The organism is Actinoplanes sp. NPDC051470, from assembly GCF_040682035.1.
In the GTDB taxonomy this organism is placed as follows: domain Bacteria; phylum Actinomycetota; class Actinomycetes; order Mycobacteriales; family Micromonosporaceae; genus Actinoplanes.
On the sequence record NZ_JBFBAA010000015.1, the window covers coordinates 24,774 to 43,982 of the forward strand.

The window sequence follows — 19,209 nt, forward strand, 5'->3', positions numbered from 1 at the left end:
CAACGCGCTTGTCGCCTCTCGACCGTTGAATGTGATCGTGGACTACGTACCGGCCAAGCCACTGGTCATCGGGCATCGGGGAGCCAGCGGATATCGCCCCGAGCACACTCTCGAGTCGTACCGCCTGGCGGTCCGGCAGGGCGCCGACTACATCGAACCCGACCTGGTCTCCACCCGCGACGGCGTGCTCGTCGCGCGGCATGAGAACGAGATCTCGCAGACCACCGACGTCGCCGTGCACCCCGAGTTCGCGGGCCGGCGCACCACCAAGATCATCGACGGCGCCGAGGTCAGCGGGTGGTTCACCGAAGACTTCACGCTCCACGAGCTGCGCACGCTCCGCGCGGTTGAACGGCTTCCCCGGGTACGCCCGCAGAACACCCTCTTCGACGGCCGCTTCACCGTGCCGACGTTCCAGGAGATCCTCGACCTGGCGTCCGCCGAGGAGCGTCGGCTCGGCCGTCCCGTCGGCGTGTACCCGGAGACGAAGAGCCCGTCCCATTTCGCGTCGATCGGGCTGGCCCTGGAAGAGCCGCTGGTCCGGACGCTCTACCGGAACGGTTTCGCCGACCGCGCCGACCACATCCTGATCCAGTCGTTCGAGGCGTCCTCGCTGACCAGGATCCACACGATGACCGACATCCGGCTGATCCACCTGTTCGAGGAGCCGCCGGCCGACCTCGGGGCCATCGCGTCCTACGCGTACGGCATCGGCCCCGACAAGGACCTGCTGGTCGACGACCCGCGGCTGGTGCGGCGGGCGCACGAAGCCGGGCTGGCCGTGCATGCCTGGACGATCCGGGCCGAGAACCAGTTCCTGCCGCCGGCCTTCCGGATCGGCGACGATCCCGGGTGGCGCGGCGACGTCACCTCGGAGTACGAGTACTTCCTCGACATGGGCGTGGACGGCTTCTTCACCGACCACCCCGACACCGCGGTCGCGGCGGTAAACGCCGTGCGACGGCATCGGGTGCCCGCTACCGTGGGCTGATCTTTCCCTTGTCAGAAGGGCGCTGATGATGCTTCTCACCACGGCTGGGGTTCTCGCCTAGCCCTCTCTTCTTCCTCGCGGCTAGGCGGATACGACCTCCATCCCGCCTCGTTGAGGAGCTCCTTTTGCGTGCCCTGGTATCCGTGCGTCTCGGCGCGGACTTCAGCAAACTTCTGACCGCGTCGGCGGTCGCCAACCTGGGCGACGGCGTCACCATGGTGGCCGGCCCCCTGCTCGTCTCCACCCTGACCACCGACCCCGCCGCCGTCGCCGGGGCGGTCTTCGCCCAACAGGTGCCGTGGCTGCTGTTCGCCCTGGTCAGCGGCGCGTGGGCGGACCGGCTCGACCGCCGTCGCCTGGTCGTCGCGGTGAACGTCGTCCGCGCCCTGGCCATCGCCCTGCTGACCGCGTCGATCGCTCTCGGGTTCGTGTCGGTGCCGCTGATCTACGGCGTGTTCTTCGTCCTCGGCGCCGGCGAGACGCTGGCCGACACGGCGTCGTCCGCGTTCGTGCCCACGATCGTGGCCGAACGCCACCTGCCGGTCGCCAACTCCCTGCTCGGCGGCACCTTCACGGTGGTACACCAGTTCGCCGCGAAGCCGTTCGGGGCGTGGCTGTTCGCCCTGGCCGCGGCGCTGCCGTTCGGCGTCAACGCGGCGTCCTTCCTGGCCTCCGCGCTGCTCATCGCCTGGTTGCGCACGGTCCCGCCGCCTGCCCGGGTCGAACGCCGGCCCCTGTCCGAAGACATCCGCGCCGGCCTGCGCTTCCTCTGGGGACACCGCCTGCTCCGCAGCATCGCCGTGACCATGGCCTTCGGCAACCTGGTCTTCTGCGCGGCGTTCGCCATCTTCGTCCTCTACGCGCGCTCGGTGCTGGGCCTGTCCTCCTTCGGGTACGGGTTGCTGCTCACCGCCTTCGCGGTCGGCGGCCTGCTGGGCACCGCCCTGGCCCCCTGGCTGCTCCGGACGGCCGGCGCCACCGCATTGCTCCGCGTCGGCCTGCTCATCGAGGTCGGCCTGCACGCCACCCTCGCCGCCACCACCGACCCCTGGCTGGCCGCAGTCGCGATCGTCGTCTTCAGCATCCACGGCGCGGTCTGGGGCACGGTCGTCGTGACCATCCGCCAGCGCACCGTCCCGCCATCCATGTACGGCCGCGCCACCGGCGTCTACGCCTTCCTCGACCTGGGCGGCGCCGCCCTGGGTTCCCTGCTCGGCGGCCTCCTGGCCCAGGCCTACGGCCTCCTGGCCACCTTCTGGACCGCGGCCGCCGCCATGACCGTCCTGACCGCAGCCGCCTGGCACCCCCTGGGCACAGCCACCAACGCCCTCCACCCCTCCACCCCCGAACCCACCAACCCACCCGAACCCACCGACCCACCCGCGCCCCGGCCGTCGACATCGATCGGGCCTCCCGAGGGCTGACGCCTAGCAACGGCGCCGGCCGGCCCGCACGCCCGGTCGGCGCCGCCAGGCCGGTCGTGAATCCCGCGCTCAGCGAAGTGGTAGCCCATCGCGGCATCTGAGCCTCGGATACCGCTCTGGGCTACCACTTTTGGGACCGGCTGACCCGGCGGCTAGAAGCGGCCTGGACCACCGACTGGCCGGCGCGTCGAAGGCGGGACTTTGGTGTGCCCGTACTTCATCAAGGTTTTGATCTTGAGGTTGGGAAGCGGCGATAGGGTCGGCCCATGAGGCTTGGGGTGGTTAGTGGGGGTGGGACCGGGATCGGGCGGGCGATTGCCGGGATGTTGGCCGGTGAGGGCTACGACGTGATCATCGTGGGGCGGCGGCCCGAGGTGCTGGCCGACGCGGTGACGTGGGTGGGGCCGCAGGCTTCGGCGGTCACGGCCGATCTGGCCGACCCGGATCAGGTCGGCCGGGTGGTCGACGCCGTCGGTGGGCGGCCGGTGGACGTGCTGGTCAACAACGCGGGGGCGTTCGTCGCGGGGGACGACTCGACGCCGCGCGGGCTGGTCGAGCACTGGCGGGCCAACCTCGACTCCAACGTCACGACCGCGGTGCTGCTCACCGAGTCGTTGCGGCCGGCCCTGCGGCGGCCGGGCGGCAAGGTGATCCTGACCAGCTCGATCGCCGCCCAGCGTGGTGGCGGCGGGCCGTATTCGGCGGCCAAGGCGGCCCTGCACGGCTACATGCTCGACCTCGCGGTCCAGTTCGGGCCGGACGGCATCACCGCCAACGTGATCTCGCCGGGATACATCACCGACAGCGAGTTCTTCCTGGGCCGGATGACCGAGGAAGGGCACCGCAAGCGGGTCGACTCGACGCTGGTCGGGCGGCCCGGCGTGCCGGCCGACATCGCCGAGGCGGTGCGCTGGCTGGTGGGGCCGGGTGGCGGTTTCGTCACCGGGCAGGTGATCAACGTCAACGGGGGGACGGTCCTGGGGCGGTGAAGACGGCCCGGAAGCGCAGCGCCGACCAGTGGTCGTCGATGGCCACCTGGCCGGCCGGCCGCAGGTCGAACTCGGCGATGATCGGCCACAGCGAGTCGCGGTTGATGTCGGCCCGGCCGCCCTTGGGGTAGGCGACCCAGAACGCGTTCGGCTTGGTGACGTCGGCCCGGTGGGTCTCCATCAGCTCGCGGGCCGACGCGGCGTTGTCGGCGAACATGATCGCGGTGCTGGCGGTGGCCAGCTGGTCGCTTTCCCGCACGCCCTCGGGCATGGGGGTGAGCAGCGCGATGTTGGCCGGGTCGGACACCCAGACCGTGGTGTGGGGCTTGATCTGCAGCTTCTCGGCGACCGTCTTGGACATGGTTCTCACCCTTCCACGCGGGGCGTTCCGAAATCCGGCCTGTGGATAACTCCGGCACTGTCAGAGGCGGCTGGTAGACATGCGGCGTGGCAGAAACAACAGTCAGCGACGCGGAACGGGCGGCGGTGCGCGAGTGCGCCGAAGAGGTGCTGCGCAAGCTCGCCGGTGACCATGCGGTCCTGCGGGCCGATCAGTGGCGGGCCATCGAGGCGCTGGTGATCGACCGGCGGCGGGTGCTCTGTGTGCAGCGCACGGGGTGGGGCAAGTCGGCGGTCTACTTCGTGGCCACCGCCCTGCTGCGTGACGGGCTGGCCGCCGAGCCGGGGGAGCCGCCGGCCGGGCCCACGGTCATCGTGTCGCCGCTGCTGGCCCTGATGCGCAACCAGGTCGAGGCGGCCGCCCGCGCCGGCATCCGGGCCCGCACGATCAACTCGGCCAATCTCGACGAGTGGAGCGAGATCACCGCCGAGATCCGGGCCGGTGAGGTCGATGTGCTGCTGATCAGCCCCGAGCGGCTGAACAATCCCGACTTCCGCGACAACGTGCTGCCGGGGCTGGCCTCGACGACCGGGCTGCTGGTGGTCGACGAGGCACACTGCGTCTCCGACTGGGGGCACGATTTCCGGCCCGACTATCGGCGGTTGCGGACGTTCCTGGCGGGGCTTCCGGCGCGTACGCCGGTGCTGGCCACCACCGCGACGGCCAACGCCCGGGTGACCGCCGACGTGGCCGACCAGCTGGGCGACGCGCTGGTGCTGCGGGGCACGCTCGACCGCGACTCGTTGCGTCTCGCGGTTCTGCCCCTGCCCGACCCGGCCCACCGGCTGGGCTGGCTGGCCGACCATCTCGAAGAGCTGCCGGGCTCCGGCATCATCTACACGCTGACCGTGGCCGGGGCGATCGAGACGGCCGACTTCCTGCGGTCGCGCGGGTTCGCCGTGGCGTCCTACACCGGCCAGTCCGAAGACTCCGAGCGCCGCGCGGCCGAGCAAGACCTCCAGGACAACAAGATCAAGGCGCTGGTGGCGACGTCGGCGCTGGGCATGGGCTTCGACAAACCCGACCTCGGCTTCGTCGTGCATCTGGGCGCGCCGCCGTCGCCGATCGCCTATTACCAGCAGGTCGGGCGGGCCGGCCGCGCGGTGGAACACGCCGAGGTGGTGCTGCTGCCGGGGGCGGAAGACCGGGCGATCTGGCGATACTTCGCGTCGCTGGCGTTCCCACCGGAAGATCAGGTGCGGCTGGTCCTGGCCAACCTGTCCGGCGACCGTCCGATGTCGACGCCGGCGCTGGAGCCGCTGGTCGACCTGCGCCGGACCCGGCTGGAGATGATGCTCAAGGTGCTCGACGTGGACGGCGCGGTCCGGCGGACCAAGGGCGGCTGGACGGCGACCGGCGAGCCGTGGACCTACGACACCGCCCGCCTGCGTCGCGTCGCCGAGGCGCGCACGGCCGAGCAGGAGACCATGCTGGAGTACGCGCGCACGACCGTGTGCCGCATGGAATTCCTCCGCCGCTGCCTGGACGATCCCGACGCCGCGCCGTGCGGCCGGTGCGACACCTGCGCCGAGCCGCTGTTCGACACCGACGTGTCACCCGGCGCGCTGGCCGCCGCGCACGCCTTCCTCGGCAAGCCGGGTGTGCCGATCGCGCCCAAGAAGATGTGGCCCACCGGCCTCGACGCGGTCGGGGTCAAGCTGAAGGGCAAGATTCCGGCGGGCGAACAGATCGCGGCCGGCCGGGCCGTGGGCCGGCTGTCCGACCTGGGCTGGGGTTCCCGGCTGCGCGAGCTGGTCGAGGGCGACGACGGGCCGCTGCCCGACGACGTCGGCGGCGCGGTGGTCGGCACGCTCAAGTCGTGGGCTCAGGGCGACGACGCGTGGGCGGAGCGGCCGGTCGCGGTGGTCGCGATGAGTTCGACCCGGCTGGTCCGCGGGCTCGCCGAGCACATCGCGTCGGTCGGCCGGTTGCCCTGTCTGGGGTCGCTCGACCACCGGCCGGGCGACGAGCCGCGGGGCAACAGCGCCCAGCGCGTCCTCCAGCTGCACGACGCCTTCACCGTGCCGCCGGGCCTCGACCTGCCGGATGGTCCGGTGCTGCTGGTCGACGGCCTGGTCGACTCGGGCTGGACGATGACGCTGGCCGGGCGGGCGCTGCGCCGGGCCGGCGCGACCGCGGTCCTTCCGTTCGCGCTGGCACTAGCGGGATGACGGGCGCCCGAAGCCGTGAATAGGTTGCTGGTCGATCGGCGCGATGCGGATGTTCTCCCCGAACTCCGGCGCGTGGATCATCATGCCGTCGCCGATGTAGACGCCGACGTGGCTGATCCGGCCGTAGAAGAAGACCAGGTCACCGGGCTTGATGTCGGATCGGTCGAGGTGGGCGGTCGCGCCGTACTGGCGGGCCGCGTTGTGCGGCAGCGACACCCCGGCCCGCTCCCAGGCGGCCAGCGTCAGCCCCGAGCAGTCGTAGGCTCGCGGGCCGGTGGCGCCCCAGCGGTAGGGCTTGCCGAGCTGGGCGAAGGCGAAGGCCACGACCTTGCCGCCGGCGCCGGCGAGGTCGGGCGGGGCGGGGAAGCGGAAGACCGCGGCATATCGAGACCCGCCGCCGTAGGCGACCCGGCGCATCTGCTCGAGCGCGGCGATCTCGCCCTCGACCAGGGTCTTCCGGGCGCTGAGCTGCGTCTGGGCGCGCCGTTCCTGGTCGGCCAGGCGCCGGAGGGTGGTGCGGGTGCCCGCCACCCGCTGCCGGGCCAGGTCCAGGTCGCGGACGGCCCGCTGCTGCTGGGCCGCCAGCTCGTGCAGGCCGACGATCTTCGCGACGAACTCGTGCGGGTCGTCGGCGCTGAACAGGGCGACGGTCGGGCCGCGAACCGTGCGCTGGTAGGTGCGCGCCGCCAGCCCGCTCATCAGGTGCCGCCGCTGCCGCAGGTCCTCGGTCATCGGCCCGATCCGGGCGCCGAGCGTCCGTTGCCGGGCCAGGTTGGCGCGGAGGTCCTCACGGGACTCGTTGTACTGCTCGACGATCACCTCGAGGCGGTGGGCGGCGGCGGTGATCCGCTGGTCCAGCTCGCCGGTCGACGGCCGGTCGGCGGCGTGGGCCGGGGAACCGAGGGCGACGGCGGCCAGCAAGATCACGATGATGAGACGGTGCACGTCGGCTTCAACGAGACAAATCGCCCAAAGGGACGGCTGACCGTGGGATACGGGTGGGGGGTATGCTGGCGGCATGAGTGACGACCACGCCGGGCCGCACGGCTACTCCGGTGACAAGCAGGCGCTGCTCGGGCGGCTGCGCCGCATCGAGGGCCAGATCCGCGGGCTGCAGCGGATGGTCGACGAGGACACCTACTGCATCGACGTGCTGACGCAGATCTCCGCCGCCAAGAGCGCCCTCCAGGCGGTCGCGGTGGGTCTCCTCGAAGACCATCTCGCGCACTGCGTGGTCGACGCCGCCCGGGCGGGCGACCCGACCGAGAAGGTCAAGGAGGCGTCCGACGCCATCGCCCGCCTGGTCAAGAGCTGACGGAGGATTCGACAATGTCTGTGACCACCACCTACACCGTCACCGGAATGACTTGCGGCCACTGCGTCAGCGCGGTGACGAACGAGTTGAGCGGGCTGTCCGGCGTCGACGACGTCCAGGTCGACCTGGGCTCCGGCGTGGTCACCGTGACCAGCGTGGCGCCGTTGGACGCCGACGCGGTACGGGCCGCGGTGGACGAGGCCGGCTACGAGCTCGCCGATGTCTGAGGACGTTCTGAACCGCCCGCCGGCCCGGGAACAGAGCGCCGCGTTCAAGCTGGCCGTCTTCGGCGCCGTGCTGATCGTGGTGCTGTTCGCCGGGTACGGCATCGGGCGGCTGAACGAGTCGCCGGCCGCGTCCAGCGCCCCGGCCCAGCCCGCGGCTGACGGCCACGGCCACAACGCGCCGGCCGCCGCGCCGTCCCACGATGACTCCGGTCAGGCGCCACACGTCCACAACGCCGACGGGTCGGTGACGCCGGGCGGCGGGTCGGGCAGCGCCGACGTCGGCGGGCTGAGCCTGACCAGCGCGGGCCTGACCCTGGCGCCGAAGTCGTCGACCTTCGCGGCCGGGCGGACGCAAGACTTCTCGTTCGCGATCCGTGGGGCCGGGAACGCGGCGATCACCACGTTCGCGGTCGTGCACGACAAGCCGCTGCACCTGATCGTGATCCGGCGCGACCTGTCCGTCTTCCAGCACGTGCACCCGACGATGGCGCCGGACGGCACCTGGAGCATCCCGCTGACCCTCGCCCGGCCGGGAAGCTACCGGGCGGTCGCCGACTTCACCGCGATCGTCGGCGGCCGGCAGGTGCCGGTGACGCTGGGCGCCGACCTGACCGTGCCGGGAGACTACCGGCCGGTGGCGCTGCCCGCGCCGGTGCAGCAGGCGGTGACCGGGGAGTTCCAGGTGGCGTACGAGGGGCAGCCGCGGGTCGGGGTGACCCAGCCGCTCTTCATGACCGTGACGTCGGCGGGCCGACCGGCCACGTTGGAGCCCTACCTCGGGGCGTTCGGCCACCTCGTCGTGATGCGCGAGGGTGATCTCGGCTACGTGCACGTCCACCCGGAGGCGACGCTGGCCGACGGCAAGGTCAAGTTCTGGCTGGCCGCACCGGGGCCGGGCCGTTACCGGATGTTCTTCGACTTCCAGGTCGGCGGCAAGGTGCACACCGCCTCATGGACCGCCTCAGTCGGATAGCAACGTGGCCAGCGCCGGGGTCACACCCCACTGCGCGGTCAGGGCGTCGTACTCGTCACGCGGGCCGGGGGCGCCCGTGTGACGAGCGCGCAGGAGCAGGTTGCGCGGGGTGTGCGCGGAGTCGACGAACTCGACGACGTCCACTTTGTAGCCCTCGGCGCGGAGCAGGGCCGCGCGGAGCGTGTCGGTCAGCACGTCGGCGAAGCGCTCGCGCAGGATCGGGTGGCGGGTCACCTCGGCGTACGGCTCGGGGGCTGGGTGGGCCTTGAGCTGGGCGGCGATGTCGTGGTGGCAGCACGGCGCGGCGAGCACCCAGGTCGCGTCCCAGCGGACCGCGCGGGCCAGGGCCTGATCAGTCGCCGTGTCGCAGGCGTGCAGGGCGAGGACCAGGTCGGGGCGCACGTCGACCGAGGCGTCCTCGATGGTGCCGGCCACGAAGGTCACGTCATCGGCGCAGTCCAGCGCTTCGGCGAGAGCGGTGTTGCGTACCCGCTGATCTTCGCGGACGTCGACCCCCACGACCCGGACCTGACCGCCGCGGTCGGCGAGATAGCGGTAGGCCGCGAACGTCAGGTAGGCGTTGCCGCAGCCCAGGTCGACGACGTGCAGCGGGGACGGCAGCTCGGCGGGCAGCGTCGCGGCGAGCGCGCGGAGGAAGGCGTCGACCTGGCGGCGCTTGGCCGCGGTGGCGCCGAGCACCCGGAACAGCGGGTCGCCCGGGTCGAGCAGCCACTGCTTGGCCCGGTCGTGCTCGCGGGGCGCGGCGTCGGTGCGGTCGGCCGCCGCCCGGTGCACCTGGGCGTCGCCCTTCTTCGTGATGCGGACCTGCACGGTCGCCGCGGTCGTCTCGACATGCCAGTTGCCGAACGGCTCGGCCAGCAGCTCGTCGACCGCCGCGGCCGCCTCGGGGCCGGGGGAGACGTTGCGGGTGAACGGGCGCGCGCCGTCGTCGGTGACGATCTGGAGCTTGGTGCCGCCCTTGAGCGACACCGGGCGTAGCTCGGCCCGGCGTACCGAAGGCTCCTGACCGCGCCGTTTGCCGGCCGCCACGGCCCGGGTCAGCGCGGGGTCGAGCAACAGGTCACGAACTTCGGCCAGGATGGTGTCGAGGGACTGGGGCATCCCACCATTCTGCCCCGTTCGAAAGATCGCCCCCATCGGTTAGGCTGACCTAACTCACGGGGCGAAGACCGAGCCAGACCGAGGGGTTGCCGGATGTCAGTCGCTGAACCGACCGAGGCGGAGCGGCTGTCCGTCCGGCTGCGCTCGGGCACCCGTGCCGATCATGAGGCGGCCATGGGCAGTGGCTACCTCGACCGGCTGGCCGACGGGCGGCTGCCCCGCGAGGCGTACGCCGATCTCGCCGCGCAGCACTGGTTCATCTACCGCGACCTCGAGGCGGCGGCGCTGGCCCAGCTCGACGACCCGGTGGCCGGCGGTTTCGTGCGGCCCGAGCTGCGCCGCGAGCCCGCCCTCGCCGCCGACCTGGCCTTCCTGGTCGGCCCCGACTGGCCGTCGCGGGTCGTGGCGCTGCCGGCCACCCGCGCCTACACCGCCCGGCTGCGCGAGGTGGCGTTCGACCGGGCGCCGGCGTTCATCGCGCACCACTACACGCGTTACCTCGGCGACCTCTCCGGCGGCCAATATCTCGGCCCGGCCATCGCCAGGTCGTACGGGCTGAACGGCGACGGCCACCGGTTCTTCGTGTTCGACGGCATCCGGCCGGCGGCCTTCCGCACCCGCTACCGCGAGATGCTCGACGCGCTGACCTGGGCGGCCGCCGAGGAGCAGGAGTTCCTCGACGAGGTGGCCGAGGCGTACCGCCACAACATCGCCGTGCTGGCCGAGCTCAAGGAGCGCTGGACGTGACCGACCCGTTCCCGCCCGAGGTGGTGGCGCAGATCGCCCAGCACATGAACGGCGACCACGCCGACGACAACGTGCTGATCGTGCGTGGTCTGGGCGGCGCCGGCGACGCGACGGCGGCCCGGATGTCCGGGATGGACGCCGACGGAATGGACTTCACGGCCGCCATCAACGGTGTCGAGGTGCCGATCCGCATCCCGTTCAGCGAGCGTCTGACCGAGCGCCGCCAGGTCCGCGCCGAGGCGGTCCGCATGTATCACGAGGCCTGCACCGCGCTGGGCGTCACGCCTCGACACTGAAAGATCCAGATCTGACGGGTACGCCCGGCCACTCCCAGCCTTCCGCGGCCGGACGGCGCCGGTCGAGCAGGGAACGGCGTCAACCCCACCCGCGGCCGGGGTCACCGGCCGCGAGGGGGAGCGATGTTACGCCTCGGCCGTGGTTCCGACGCCGGCCTCGGAGCCGCCGGACATCTCGGCCGTGGCGCTGCCCGAGCCGGACCCGCGGTTGCCTCGGCCACCCCGACGACGCCGGCGGCGCGGACGGTCATCGCCGTCACCGCCCTCATCGCCGTCGCCGTCGCCGTCGCCGGCCGATTCGGTGGTGGCTTCCACCGCGGTGTCGTCGTCGCCGGCCGAGAAGAGCATCTCGGTCGGGGCGGCGGCGGTGCGCCGGCGACGCCGCGGGCGTTCCTCGTTGCTGACCTCGGCCACCGGCGCGTCCGGCGACGTCTCGGTCGTGGCGTCGGCGGGTGTGGCGACGTTGTCGTCCTCGCCCTCGAGCCGGCGCCGGCGACGCTGCCGCTTGGGCCCGTCGGCCTCACTGCGCTCGGGCGCCGGGGCCTCGGCCGCCGGACCGGGCGCGTCGCGGCGGCCCCGGCGGCTGCCGGCCCCACTGCGACCGGCGTCCCGGCGAGGCCGACGGCCACCGCCCAGGTCTTCCTCGACCTCGGCCGACAGCCCGGCCCGGGTGCGGACGGCGGTCGGCAGCGTGCCGGAGATGTCGGAGGGGATGTCCAGGTCGGCGTAGAGCGCCGGCGAGGTGTGGTACGTCTCGGGCGGCTGCGGCATGCTGAGCCCCATCGACTTGTCGATGAGTACCCACCGCGGCATGTCTTCCCAGTCCACGAAGGTCACCGCGACACCGGTGGCGCCGGCCCGGCCGGTGCGGCCGATGCGGTGCGTGTAGGTGTCCGGGTCTTCGGGACAGTCGTAGTTGATGACATGCGTCACACCGGAGACGTCCAGGCCGCGGGCGGCGACGTCGGTGGCGACCAACACGTCGATCTTGCCGGTGCGGAACGCGCGCAGGGCCCGCTCGCGAGCGCCCTGGCCCAGGTCACCGTGGACGGCGGCGACGGCGAAGCCGCGGAAGTCGAGATCTTCGGCGACCCGGTCGGCCGCCCGCTTGGTGCGGGTGAAGATCATCGTCAGGCCGCGGTCCTTGGCCTGCAGGATGCGGGCGACCATCTCCAGCTTGTTCATCGGGTGGGTGCGGTACACCACCTGCTTGGTCAGCGGGCTGGGGCCGCTCTCGCTGGTGTGCCCGGCGTGGATGGTCACCGGGTGGGTCAGGAAGCGGCGGGACAGCGCCACGATCGGGTCGGGCATGGTCGCCGAGAACAGCATCGTCTGACGCTGCTCGGGGAGCATGGCCAGGATCTTCTCGACGTCCTCGAGGAAGCCCAGGTCGAGCATGCGGTCGGCCTCGTCCAGCACGAGCGCCTTGATGCTCTTCAGCTTCAGCATCTTCTGCTTGGCAAGGTCGAGCAGGCGGCCGGGGGTGCCGACCAGGATCTCGACGCCCTTCTTGAGCACGTCGACCTGCGGTTCGTAGGCCACACCGCCGTAGATCGGCAGCACCCGCACGCCGCGGGTGGCGCCGGCCGCGGCGATGTCGCGGGCCACCTGGAGGCCCAGCTCACGGGTCGGTACGACGACCAGCGCCTGGGGCTGGCCGTCCGCGCCCTCGGACGGGGCGAGCACCCGCTCCAGCAGGGGCAGGCCGAAGCCCAGGGTCTTGCCGGTGCCGGTGGGCGCCTGGCCGATCAGGTCGGTGCCGCGCAGGGCGATCGGAAGGGCGTACTCCTGGATCGCGAAGGCCCGGGTGATGCCGGCCTTGGCCAGCGCCTCGACGGTCTCGGCCCGGACGCCGAGCTCGGCGAAGGTCGGGCTGTCGGCGCGGACGGGGGCGCGACTCAGCACAGGGACCAGAGCGGGCTCTGTCTCGATGTTCTCGATCTCACTCATGAAGTTCTACGGGTGCCTCTCGTGGTGCGCCCGTCGAAGTCCTGGGCGCGTTTCGGGTAGGGCGCGGGCCACACGCGAACCGAAGTCGCGGGCCGCACGCGCTGTCGCGGCGGGACGTCAGAAGAGATCAACGTCGGCGGCAACAGGTGAAGTCTACCCGACCAAGAGATCTGGCTGCTCGGGAGCGTGATATAGCGGCCGGGCGCACAGGAACTGGCCCTGGAGGCGCCCGGCCGTGACGAGGCGAGTCAGCGGGTGGTGAAGCCGAACGGCCGGCTGGTGCTCTCGGCGATCTCCACGTACGCGATCTTGGCGACCGGCACGATGACCTTGCGGCCCTTCTCGTCGGTGAGCGAAAGAAGGCCGTCCTTGGCGATCGCCTCGGACACCGCCTGCTCGACCTCCGCCGGGGTCTGTGTGCTCTCGAGCGTCAGCTCACGCGACGCATACTGCACGCCGATCTTGACCTCCACGGGGTCCTCCTTGACGAAGTGGTGTTCCGCATGAAGGCTAGCCGATTTCCTCAGCCGTTCCCGGTGATGACCCGTCCTGCAGCGGGAAGCTCGCGATACCCCGCCAGATCAGGGACGTGACCAGGGTCTCCGCCTCGCCCTTGGGGGTCGGCCGGCCGTGCGCCAGCCACCACTGCGCGCTCTGGCCGGAGGCGCCGACGAGCCCGGAGGCGAGCAGCTCGGCATGCGGCCGGCTGACGCCGGTGTCCGAGATGATGGTCTCGGTCACCGCCGCGATGCAGCCCTGCTCCACGCGCTCGACCCGCTCGCGGACCTGGGGGTCGTTGCGCAGGTCGGACTCGAAGACGAGCCGGAAGGCTTCACTCTCATGGTCGACGAAGTCGAAATAGGCACGGACGGCCCCGCGGACGCGTTCCTTGTTGTCCGGTGTGGCGTGCATCGCATCTTGCACCTTGGCGATTATCGCGTCGCAATGCGTGTCCAGCAGGGCCAGATAGAGCTCAAGCTTGCCGGGAAAGTGCTGGTAGAGAACCGGTTTGGAGACGCCGGCCCGCTCCGCGATGTCGTCCATCGCCGCAGCGTGGTAGCCATGGGCCACGAAGATCTGCTGCGCGGCCGCGAGCAGCTGTTTGCGCCGGGCTGACCGGGGAAGACGCGTGGGCCGCGCGGTCTGAGCCCCGCCGGACGCAGTGGTCATGATCTCTCCAACCTCTTCAAGCCAGGGTCCCCCGCTCATCGCCCGCCCGGTCGGGTCGTAACCCTCGGCCGGGCAATTGTCGCGACGCTGCAACTTATCGCCACTGCCCTCACACGGTAGCCTCAGCGGGGGCGAGCAAGGAGCGCGCGGTGGACGAAACAGGGCATTCCGGTGACACCGGGGCAGCGGGTGGCGGCGGCGCGGATGCGCGCGACCGCACCCTGCTGAACGGCTGGGCGAGTTCCCGCAGCCCGTGGTCGTCCGCGGCGGATCAGGGCGATGAGTCCGACGATGACGTGCCCTCCTGGCGCCGGCCCGCGCAGGAGATCCGGCCCTTCACCCGGCAGCCGCCGGGCGAGCGGCCGTCCGGTGACGTCCGTCCATTTCCGGGGAGTGCCGAGATTCATCCGTTCCCGGGCGCGCAGGCGCCCCAGCAGCGCAGTGCTCCGCCCGCCGACTCGTCCCAGGCGCCGCCGCCCCAGCCCGAGCCGCCGTCCGCCGGGTCCGAGCCGGGCGCGCCCCGCTGGTCGGACAGCAACCGCCGATACGAAGACCTGCTCAAGCACTTCTCCGGCACCCGCGGCAACGAGCCGTTCGCGCCGGCCCGGTTCAACAACCTGTCCCGGCCCGACACCCTGCAGGACGACGAGGACCGCCGCCCTGCGCCCGGCCGGCCACGTGACGACGAGCGCCCACCCGCCCCGGCCCTGCTCGACCCGCCCACGCCGAGCAGCGCGCCGCCGTACCCCTATGAGGGTGACCTGGACGACGACAACGGTTACCGGCCCCAGGCCGCGAACCAGCAGACCACCTTTCCGGCCGTGCGCGCGGCGCCCCCGCCCGGCCGCCGCAACGAGCCGGCCCGGCACGCCCTCGACCCCACACCCGTCGCGGGCCTGCCACACATCCAGCCGCCGTCGTCCGACTCCGGCCAGGGCCCGGATGCCCCTCGGGTGCGCCAGCCCTACGATCCGGTGACGTTCCCGCGCCGGCTCCCGTACGAAGCGCCGCCCGGGCCGGCCGTGGCGCCGTCCGCCGGTGGGTACGCCTCGCCGGTGGCGTACCCCGGTCAGGCCGCCACGACCGCGGAGGACGCCGCCAACGCCCTGCCCCAGCGGGTCCCGGCCAAACCGGACGTGCCCAACGTGCCCACCGTGCCCGAGCCGGCCCTGGTCGAGCCCTCGGCCGAGACGCCCGAGCTCGCCCGCATCGCCAACCGCCTGCGCCGCGACGACCTGCTCGACCCCGACGAGCGGCAGGAAGGCTTCGACGTCCAGGACATCCTGGCCGCCGTCCGCGAGGTCGCGGGCGTCCGCGACGCGATGGTGCGAACCACGCCCGCCGGCGCCAACAGCCTCCGCCTCGACCTGGCCGAGGGCGCCGACCCGGCCGAGGTCAGCCGTCTGGTGGCCCGGCTGTTGCAAGACCGGATGGGCCTGGACGCCGCGCCGCAGGGCGGCAGCGACCAGCCGACCGGGCCGCTGCCACCCCACCCCGCGCCGATCGCCTCGGCGTCGGTGCCGACCACCCCGATGCCCGCCGCGTTCGTGCCCAGCCAGCCCGGCCCGGCCGACCCGATCGCCGGCAGTGCCCCCGCGCCCGCCGGCGACCTGCGCCGGATGCCGACCATGCCGCAGCCGCCGACCCTCGACGAGCCCGGCGCCGAGACCGAGCCCGGCCCGCCCGGACCGCTCGACATCGGGCACGAGCCGGTGCCGCGCGTCATGATCGACAACGTGCAGGTGACCACCTTCGGCACCGAGGCGTCGGTCGAGGTGCGGCTGATCATGGGCGGCCGCGCGGCCAAGGGCATCGCCACCGGCCCGGCCGTGGACGGCTACCTGCTGCGGCTCTGCGCCACCGCCACCACCGAGGCGATCAACGACCTGCTCGTCGCCGCCGACCGCCGGCCCGAGGGTCCGGCCCGGTGCTTCGTCGAACACGCCGGGGCCGTCCCGTTCGGCTCCAACCAGGTCGCGGTGGTCGTGCTGCTGATGTCCTGCGGTGGCTGGGTGGAACAGCTGGCCGGTTCGGCCATGGTCGGCAACGACGGACGCCACGCGATGGTCCGCGCCACATTGGCCGCCACGAACCGGCGGCTGGAGGCACTCTTGTCTCGATGAAGGGTGCTCAGCTGGCCGCCGACAGCGCGCTGCCGCCGGACGGCGCGGTCCCGCCACCGCCGTGGCCGCCGCGCCAGGTCGTGATCAACGGCGCGATGATGCACGTCCGCGACACCGCCGCGACCAGCCCGTCGGCCGAGCCCGCCGTCTACGTGCACGGGCTGGGCGGCTCGTCACAGAACTTCACCGACGTGGCCGCGCTGCTCGCCGACCGGTTCGACGGCCAGGCGGTCGACCTGCCCGGCTTCGGCTACAGCGACCCGACCAAGCGCTACTCGATCCCCGCCTTCGCCGACCTGCTGATCGCCTACCTCGAGCACGAGGGTCGCGGGCCCGTCCATCTGGTCGGCAACTCGCTGGGCGGGTCGATCTCGGTCCGGGTCGCGGCGTTGCGTCCTGATCTCGTACGCACCCTCACCCTGATCTCCCCCGCCATGCCGTTCCTCGACCCGCGCCGCACCGCCCACGGCCCGATCCTGCCGCTGCTCGCGCTGCCCCGCGCCGACCGGCTCTTCGCCCACGGCATGGCCCGGATGACCGTCGAGCAGATGACCGACGACGTGCTGGCGGCCTGCTTCGGCGACGTCACCCTGGTGCACGCCCAGCGCCGGGCCGAGGCGACCGAGGAGATCCGCCTCCGCCACACGGTCGCCCATTACCCCAAGGCCTATCTGGGTACGCTGCGCGGCCTGGTCTCCAGCTTCGTCCGCGCCTACCTGCCCGGGGCCGGCTCGCAGTGGCGGCTGGCCGCCCGGATCACGGCGCCGACCCTGGTCATCGGCGGCCTCTCCGACAGCCTGATCGACCCGCGGGTGCCGGCGCAGGTGGCGCGGGTGGTGCCCGACGGGCGGCTGCTGATCCTGCCGCGGGTGGGTCACGTGGCCCAGATGGAGGTGCCCCGGCTGGTCGCGCGGGCGGTGGTCGGCATGCTCGACGCCCCTCCTGGCCCTTCCGTGTCGCCTGCCTCGCCTGCCTCACCCGCCCCGGCCGCCTCGCCCGCCTCGGCCGCTTCACCGGCCTCACCCGGCCCACCCGCCTCGGCTGCCTCGGCCGCCTCGCTGGGGGAGGCTTCGCCGGCGGCCTGAGTGCCCGGTGCGTGATCAGCTTCTGTGCGACGCTGGAGGCGATGACCATCGTCCGCAGGCACCAGGCACCGGATCGCCGGTGGGTGCTCGCCGTACCCTTGATCATCTTGATCCTGGTGGCCGTCGCCGGCCTGGTCCGTCAGCGGCTGGCGCAACCATCCGCCCCGCCGCTGGGCGCCGCTCCGTCCCCGTCGCCTGCCTCGTCCACGCCCACGCCGCCGCGCACCTTCCTCAAGACCGACCCGGTCCGTCTGGTCGGCCCGGTGCCGGCCCGCGGGCAACGCACGTTCGGGTACGCGACCGGCCGGGGCAAGGTCCTCGGGTACGCCGGCCCGGTCCGCCGCTTCAAGGTGGCCGTGGAGCGGGGCAGCGACGAGGACCCGAACGCCTTCGCCGCCGCCGTCGAGTCGACCCTGGGCGACCCGCGCAGCTGGATCGGCAACCGCGAGCTGCGACTCCAGCGGGTGGGCGGCGCCGAGCCCTCCGACTTCGTGATCTACCTGACGACCCGGGACACCGCCGCCGCCATGTGCGCCGCCGGCGGCCTCGACATCCGCGACCGCGGCCAGCCGTACACCTCCTGCCGCACCACCGCCCGCGTGATCATCAACCTCGACCGGTGGCGGTTGTCCGCGGCCCCCTACGTGGCGGCCAAGGTGCCCCTGACCACCTACCGGCAGTACGTGATCAACCACGAGGTCGGCCACGAACTGGGCCAGGGCCACCAGGACTGCCCCCAGCGCGGAGCCGCGGCCCCCGTGATGGTCCAGCAGACCCTGTCCCTGCGCGGGTGCGTGCCCTACGCGTGGCCCCGGCGCGCCAACCGGCCCTACGCGGGCCGCGGCATCTGAGGCGTTCGTCGCTTTGGAGCTGGTGTCATAGGGCGCTCATCGCTTTGGAGCCGGTGTCACGAGGCGCTCGTTGCTCTGAGCCGGGCGCTGCCAGCCGATTCGGCTGACCGAGCCGGTTGTCCGGCCGCTGGGCGGGTGGCGCTTCGGCGGGCGGTAGGCCGTCCTTCGGCGAACGAATGGGGCGGTTCGCACGGGGAGTCGGGAAACGCCTGTGACGAGCCCCAGGTCGTGGCACTCTGGCTTATGTTATGGCAAAGGCGACAAAAGGTTCCGCAGACCCTCGGGCCGCCGCTGAGGATCTGTCCATCCGGGACCACACGACGGCGATCCCCCGGCGCGCCTCACGGTCGGCTGCCCGCCCGACCACAGGTGTGACCCCCGCCCGCCCTCCCGCCACGTCCTCCGGCCCTCAGCCGGTGCGCGGCCCGGACGGCCGCTTCCAACCAACCGCGCCCCCCTCGCCGGCGAAGCTGACCGCCGCCGCCCGCCCAGGCCAGCCGGCCACCCGCCCGGCCTCGTCCGCCCAGCCGGTGGCGTCCGGCGGAGTCAAGATCTCAAACGGCTCGGCCCCGGCCAAGAAGCCGGCCGCGCCTCGCCCGGCGTCGTCGGCCAAGCCGGTGACGGCGGACGGGAAACAGACGAAGGCCCGCTCGGCGCCGCCTGCCAAGGCAGTTCGCGGCGTCCAGGCTCCTGGTCGCCCGGCGCCGGCCTCGAAGCCGGCCCTAACACTTGCTGCCCAAACTGCCCACCCGGTCACGAGCACGAAGCCGTCGCCCAAGCCCGCGGACGCGAGCGACGGGAAGCCGGGCCCCGAGGCGATGAGTAGCGAGAAGGCGAGCACGGAGAAGACCCGGGCCGAGAAGGCGGGGGAGCCGGTTCAGGGCCTGGTCGCAGCCCCTCACGCAGAGACAGCGTCGGGTGACGACGCTGCGCGGGGAGTGGGCGAGGGGCTGGTCGCCATCCCTGGGGGCAAACCCGAGGCGGTCACCGCTCGGGTGGATGAGCCGGAAGACCCGGACGGCAACAGCGAGCCGGTGCCGAGGGTGGCGGCTGCCGCCTCCAACTCGCGGCGGTCGACTACGGCGAGTATCCCGGCGCGGAGTTCCACGGAGTCGGGGAGCAGCCAGCGCCGGGCCACCGCGCGAGCGAAGTCGACCGGCGGGACCACCTCGCGGAACGAGTCGGGAGCGTCCCGCGCGGCTGCGAACAAGTCGACCGCCAGCCGGGCTGCCTCCCGGTCAACCGGGAAGACCTCGGCCGGGTCGGCTCGGCCGGCGCCCTCCGAGACGGCCCGGAGCACGCGCGGCACGACCGCATCGAAGGCGACGGCCGCAAAGGCTGCGCCTGCTAAGGCGTCGGTCGCGAAGGCCGCGCC

At 72.6% G+C, this 19,209-nt stretch carries 20 protein-coding genes; 12 read left to right on the forward strand and 8 right to left on the reverse strand.

The window, feature by feature from the left end:
* Nucleotides 1-37: 37 nt before the first annotated feature.
* The 3 genes from AB0M54_RS25345 to AB0M54_RS25355 all read left to right on the forward strand — a co-directional run bounded on the left by AB0M54_RS25345 (nt 38) and on the right by AB0M54_RS25355 (nt 3,404).
* On the forward strand, nt 38-991 hold the full coding sequence (locus AB0M54_RS25345) for a glycerophosphodiester phosphodiesterase family protein (protein ID WP_364474118.1): 954 nt from the start codon (nt 38-40) through the stop codon (nt 989-991).
* Between the two features lie 125 nt (nt 992-1,116).
* Nucleotides 1,117-2,415 (forward strand): MFS transporter, encoded by a 1,299-nt coding sequence (locus AB0M54_RS25350; protein WP_364474120.1) that lies wholly within the window; start codon nt 1,117-1,119, stop codon nt 2,413-2,415.
* 266 nt (nt 2,416-2,681) lie between these two features.
* Nucleotides 2,682-3,404 carry an SDR family oxidoreductase gene (locus AB0M54_RS25355; protein ID WP_364318279.1) on the forward strand — a complete coding sequence of 241 codons (723 nt, stop codon included), beginning with the start codon at nt 2,682-2,684 and terminating at the stop codon, nt 3,402-3,404.
* Here AB0M54_RS25355 and AB0M54_RS25360 read toward each other — a convergent pair.
* The gene (locus tag AB0M54_RS25360) at nt 3,376-3,765 is read right to left on the reverse strand and encodes a hypothetical protein (RefSeq protein ID WP_364318281.1); all 390 of its coding nucleotides are present in this window, start codon (nt 3,763-3,765) and stop codon (nt 3,376-3,378) included. The two genes, AB0M54_RS25355 and AB0M54_RS25360, sit on opposite strands and share 29 nt — an antisense overlap.
* 86 nt (nt 3,766-3,851) lie before the next feature.
* Between AB0M54_RS25360 and AB0M54_RS25365 the strand changes: the two genes are divergently transcribed.
* Nucleotides 3,852-5,975, forward strand: a complete 2,124-nt coding sequence (locus tag AB0M54_RS25365) for a DEAD/DEAH box helicase (RefSeq protein ID WP_364318282.1) — start codon at nt 3,852-3,854, stop codon at nt 5,973-5,975.
* Here AB0M54_RS25365 and AB0M54_RS25370 read toward each other — a convergent pair.
* Nucleotides 5,964-6,920, reverse strand: a complete 957-nt coding sequence (locus AB0M54_RS25370; RefSeq protein ID WP_364474122.1) for a C40 family peptidase — start codon at nt 6,918-6,920, stop codon at nt 5,964-5,966. The genes AB0M54_RS25365 and AB0M54_RS25370 overlap by 12 nt on opposite strands.
* A gap of 73 nt (nt 6,921-6,993) precedes the next feature.
* Between AB0M54_RS25370 and AB0M54_RS25375 the strand changes: the two genes are divergently transcribed.
* Genes AB0M54_RS25375 through AB0M54_RS25385 form a run of 3 tightly spaced genes read left to right on the forward strand, consistent with a single transcriptional unit; the run spans nt 6,994 to nt 8,490 of the window.
* Nucleotides 6,994-7,290, forward strand: coding sequence for a metal-sensitive transcriptional regulator (locus AB0M54_RS25375; protein WP_364318285.1), 297 nt, complete (start codon nt 6,994-6,996; stop codon nt 7,288-7,290).
* A 14-nt stretch (nt 7,291-7,304) separates the two neighbouring features.
* Nucleotides 7,305-7,517 (forward strand): heavy metal-associated domain-containing protein, encoded by a 213-nt coding sequence (locus tag AB0M54_RS25380; RefSeq protein ID WP_364318287.1) that lies wholly within the window; start codon nt 7,305-7,307, stop codon nt 7,515-7,517.
* On the forward strand, nt 7,510-8,490 hold the full coding sequence (locus tag AB0M54_RS25385; protein ID WP_364474124.1) for a hypothetical protein: 981 nt from the start codon (nt 7,510-7,512) through the stop codon (nt 8,488-8,490). Before AB0M54_RS25380 ends, AB0M54_RS25385 begins: the two co-directional genes overlap by 8 nt.
* Here AB0M54_RS25385 and AB0M54_RS25390 read toward each other — a convergent pair.
* Complete coding sequence (locus AB0M54_RS25390; protein ID WP_364474126.1) at nt 8,479-9,612, reverse strand: SAM-dependent methyltransferase; 1,134 nt, start codon at nt 9,610-9,612, stop codon at nt 8,479-8,481. The two genes, AB0M54_RS25385 and AB0M54_RS25390, sit on opposite strands and share 12 nt — an antisense overlap.
* 93 nt (nt 9,613-9,705) lie before the next feature.
* Between AB0M54_RS25390 and AB0M54_RS25395 the strand changes: the two genes are divergently transcribed.
* A complete protein-coding gene (locus AB0M54_RS25395) occupies nt 9,706-10,359 on the forward strand; it encodes a biliverdin-producing heme oxygenase (protein WP_364318293.1) in 654 nt (217 codons plus the stop codon).
* A complete protein-coding gene (locus tag AB0M54_RS25400; protein ID WP_364318295.1) occupies nt 10,356-10,655 on the forward strand; it encodes a DUF2470 domain-containing protein in 300 nt (99 codons plus the stop codon). The genes AB0M54_RS25395 and AB0M54_RS25400 overlap by 4 nt, the downstream gene beginning before the upstream one ends.
* A gap of 126 nt (nt 10,656-10,781) precedes the next feature.
* Here the strand turns inward: AB0M54_RS25400 and AB0M54_RS25405 are convergent, their stop codons facing one another.
* From AB0M54_RS25405 to AB0M54_RS25415, 3 genes are all read right to left on the reverse strand, one after another.
* Nucleotides 10,782-12,605 carry a DEAD/DEAH box helicase gene (locus AB0M54_RS25405; RefSeq protein WP_364474128.1) on the reverse strand — a complete coding sequence of 608 codons (1,824 nt, stop codon included), beginning with the start codon at nt 12,603-12,605 and terminating at the stop codon, nt 10,782-10,784.
* Nucleotides 12,606-12,853: 248 nt separating this feature from the next.
* Complete coding sequence (locus AB0M54_RS25410) at nt 12,854-13,078, reverse strand: DUF3107 domain-containing protein (protein WP_364318299.1); 225 nt, start codon at nt 13,076-13,078, stop codon at nt 12,854-12,856.
* 37 nt (nt 13,079-13,115) lie between these two features.
* Nucleotides 13,116-13,775 carry a TetR/AcrR family transcriptional regulator gene (locus AB0M54_RS25415; protein WP_364319023.1) on the reverse strand — a complete coding sequence of 220 codons (660 nt, stop codon included), beginning with the start codon at nt 13,773-13,775 and terminating at the stop codon, nt 13,116-13,118.
* 149 nt (nt 13,776-13,924) lie between these two features.
* Between AB0M54_RS25415 and AB0M54_RS25420 the strand changes: the two genes are divergently transcribed.
* From AB0M54_RS25420 to AB0M54_RS25430, 3 genes are read left to right on the forward strand one after another with little or no spacing between them, the layout of a single operon-like run.
* Nucleotides 13,925-15,898 carry a Daple gene (locus AB0M54_RS25420; RefSeq protein WP_364318300.1) on the forward strand — a complete coding sequence of 658 codons (1,974 nt, stop codon included), beginning with the start codon at nt 13,925-13,927 and terminating at the stop codon, nt 15,896-15,898.
* On the forward strand, nt 15,895-16,983 hold the full coding sequence (locus AB0M54_RS25425; protein WP_364318302.1) for an alpha/beta hydrolase: 1,089 nt from the start codon (nt 15,895-15,897) through the stop codon (nt 16,981-16,983). The genes AB0M54_RS25420 and AB0M54_RS25425 overlap by 4 nt, the downstream gene beginning before the upstream one ends.
* Nucleotides 16,984-17,024: 41 nt before the next feature.
* A complete protein-coding gene (locus tag AB0M54_RS25430) occupies nt 17,025-17,834 on the forward strand; it encodes a DUF3152 domain-containing protein (protein WP_364474130.1) in 810 nt (269 codons plus the stop codon).
* 409 nt (nt 17,835-18,243) lie between these two features.
* Here AB0M54_RS25430 and AB0M54_RS25435 read toward each other — a convergent pair whose 3' ends face one another.
* Nucleotides 18,244-18,501, reverse strand: coding sequence for a hypothetical protein (locus AB0M54_RS25435; protein WP_364474132.1), 258 nt, complete (start codon nt 18,499-18,501; stop codon nt 18,244-18,246).
* Between the two features lie 231 nt (nt 18,502-18,732).
* The coding region (locus tag AB0M54_RS25440; RefSeq protein ID WP_364474134.1) for a hypothetical protein at nt 18,733-19,209 on the reverse strand (477 nt) is incomplete at its 5' end.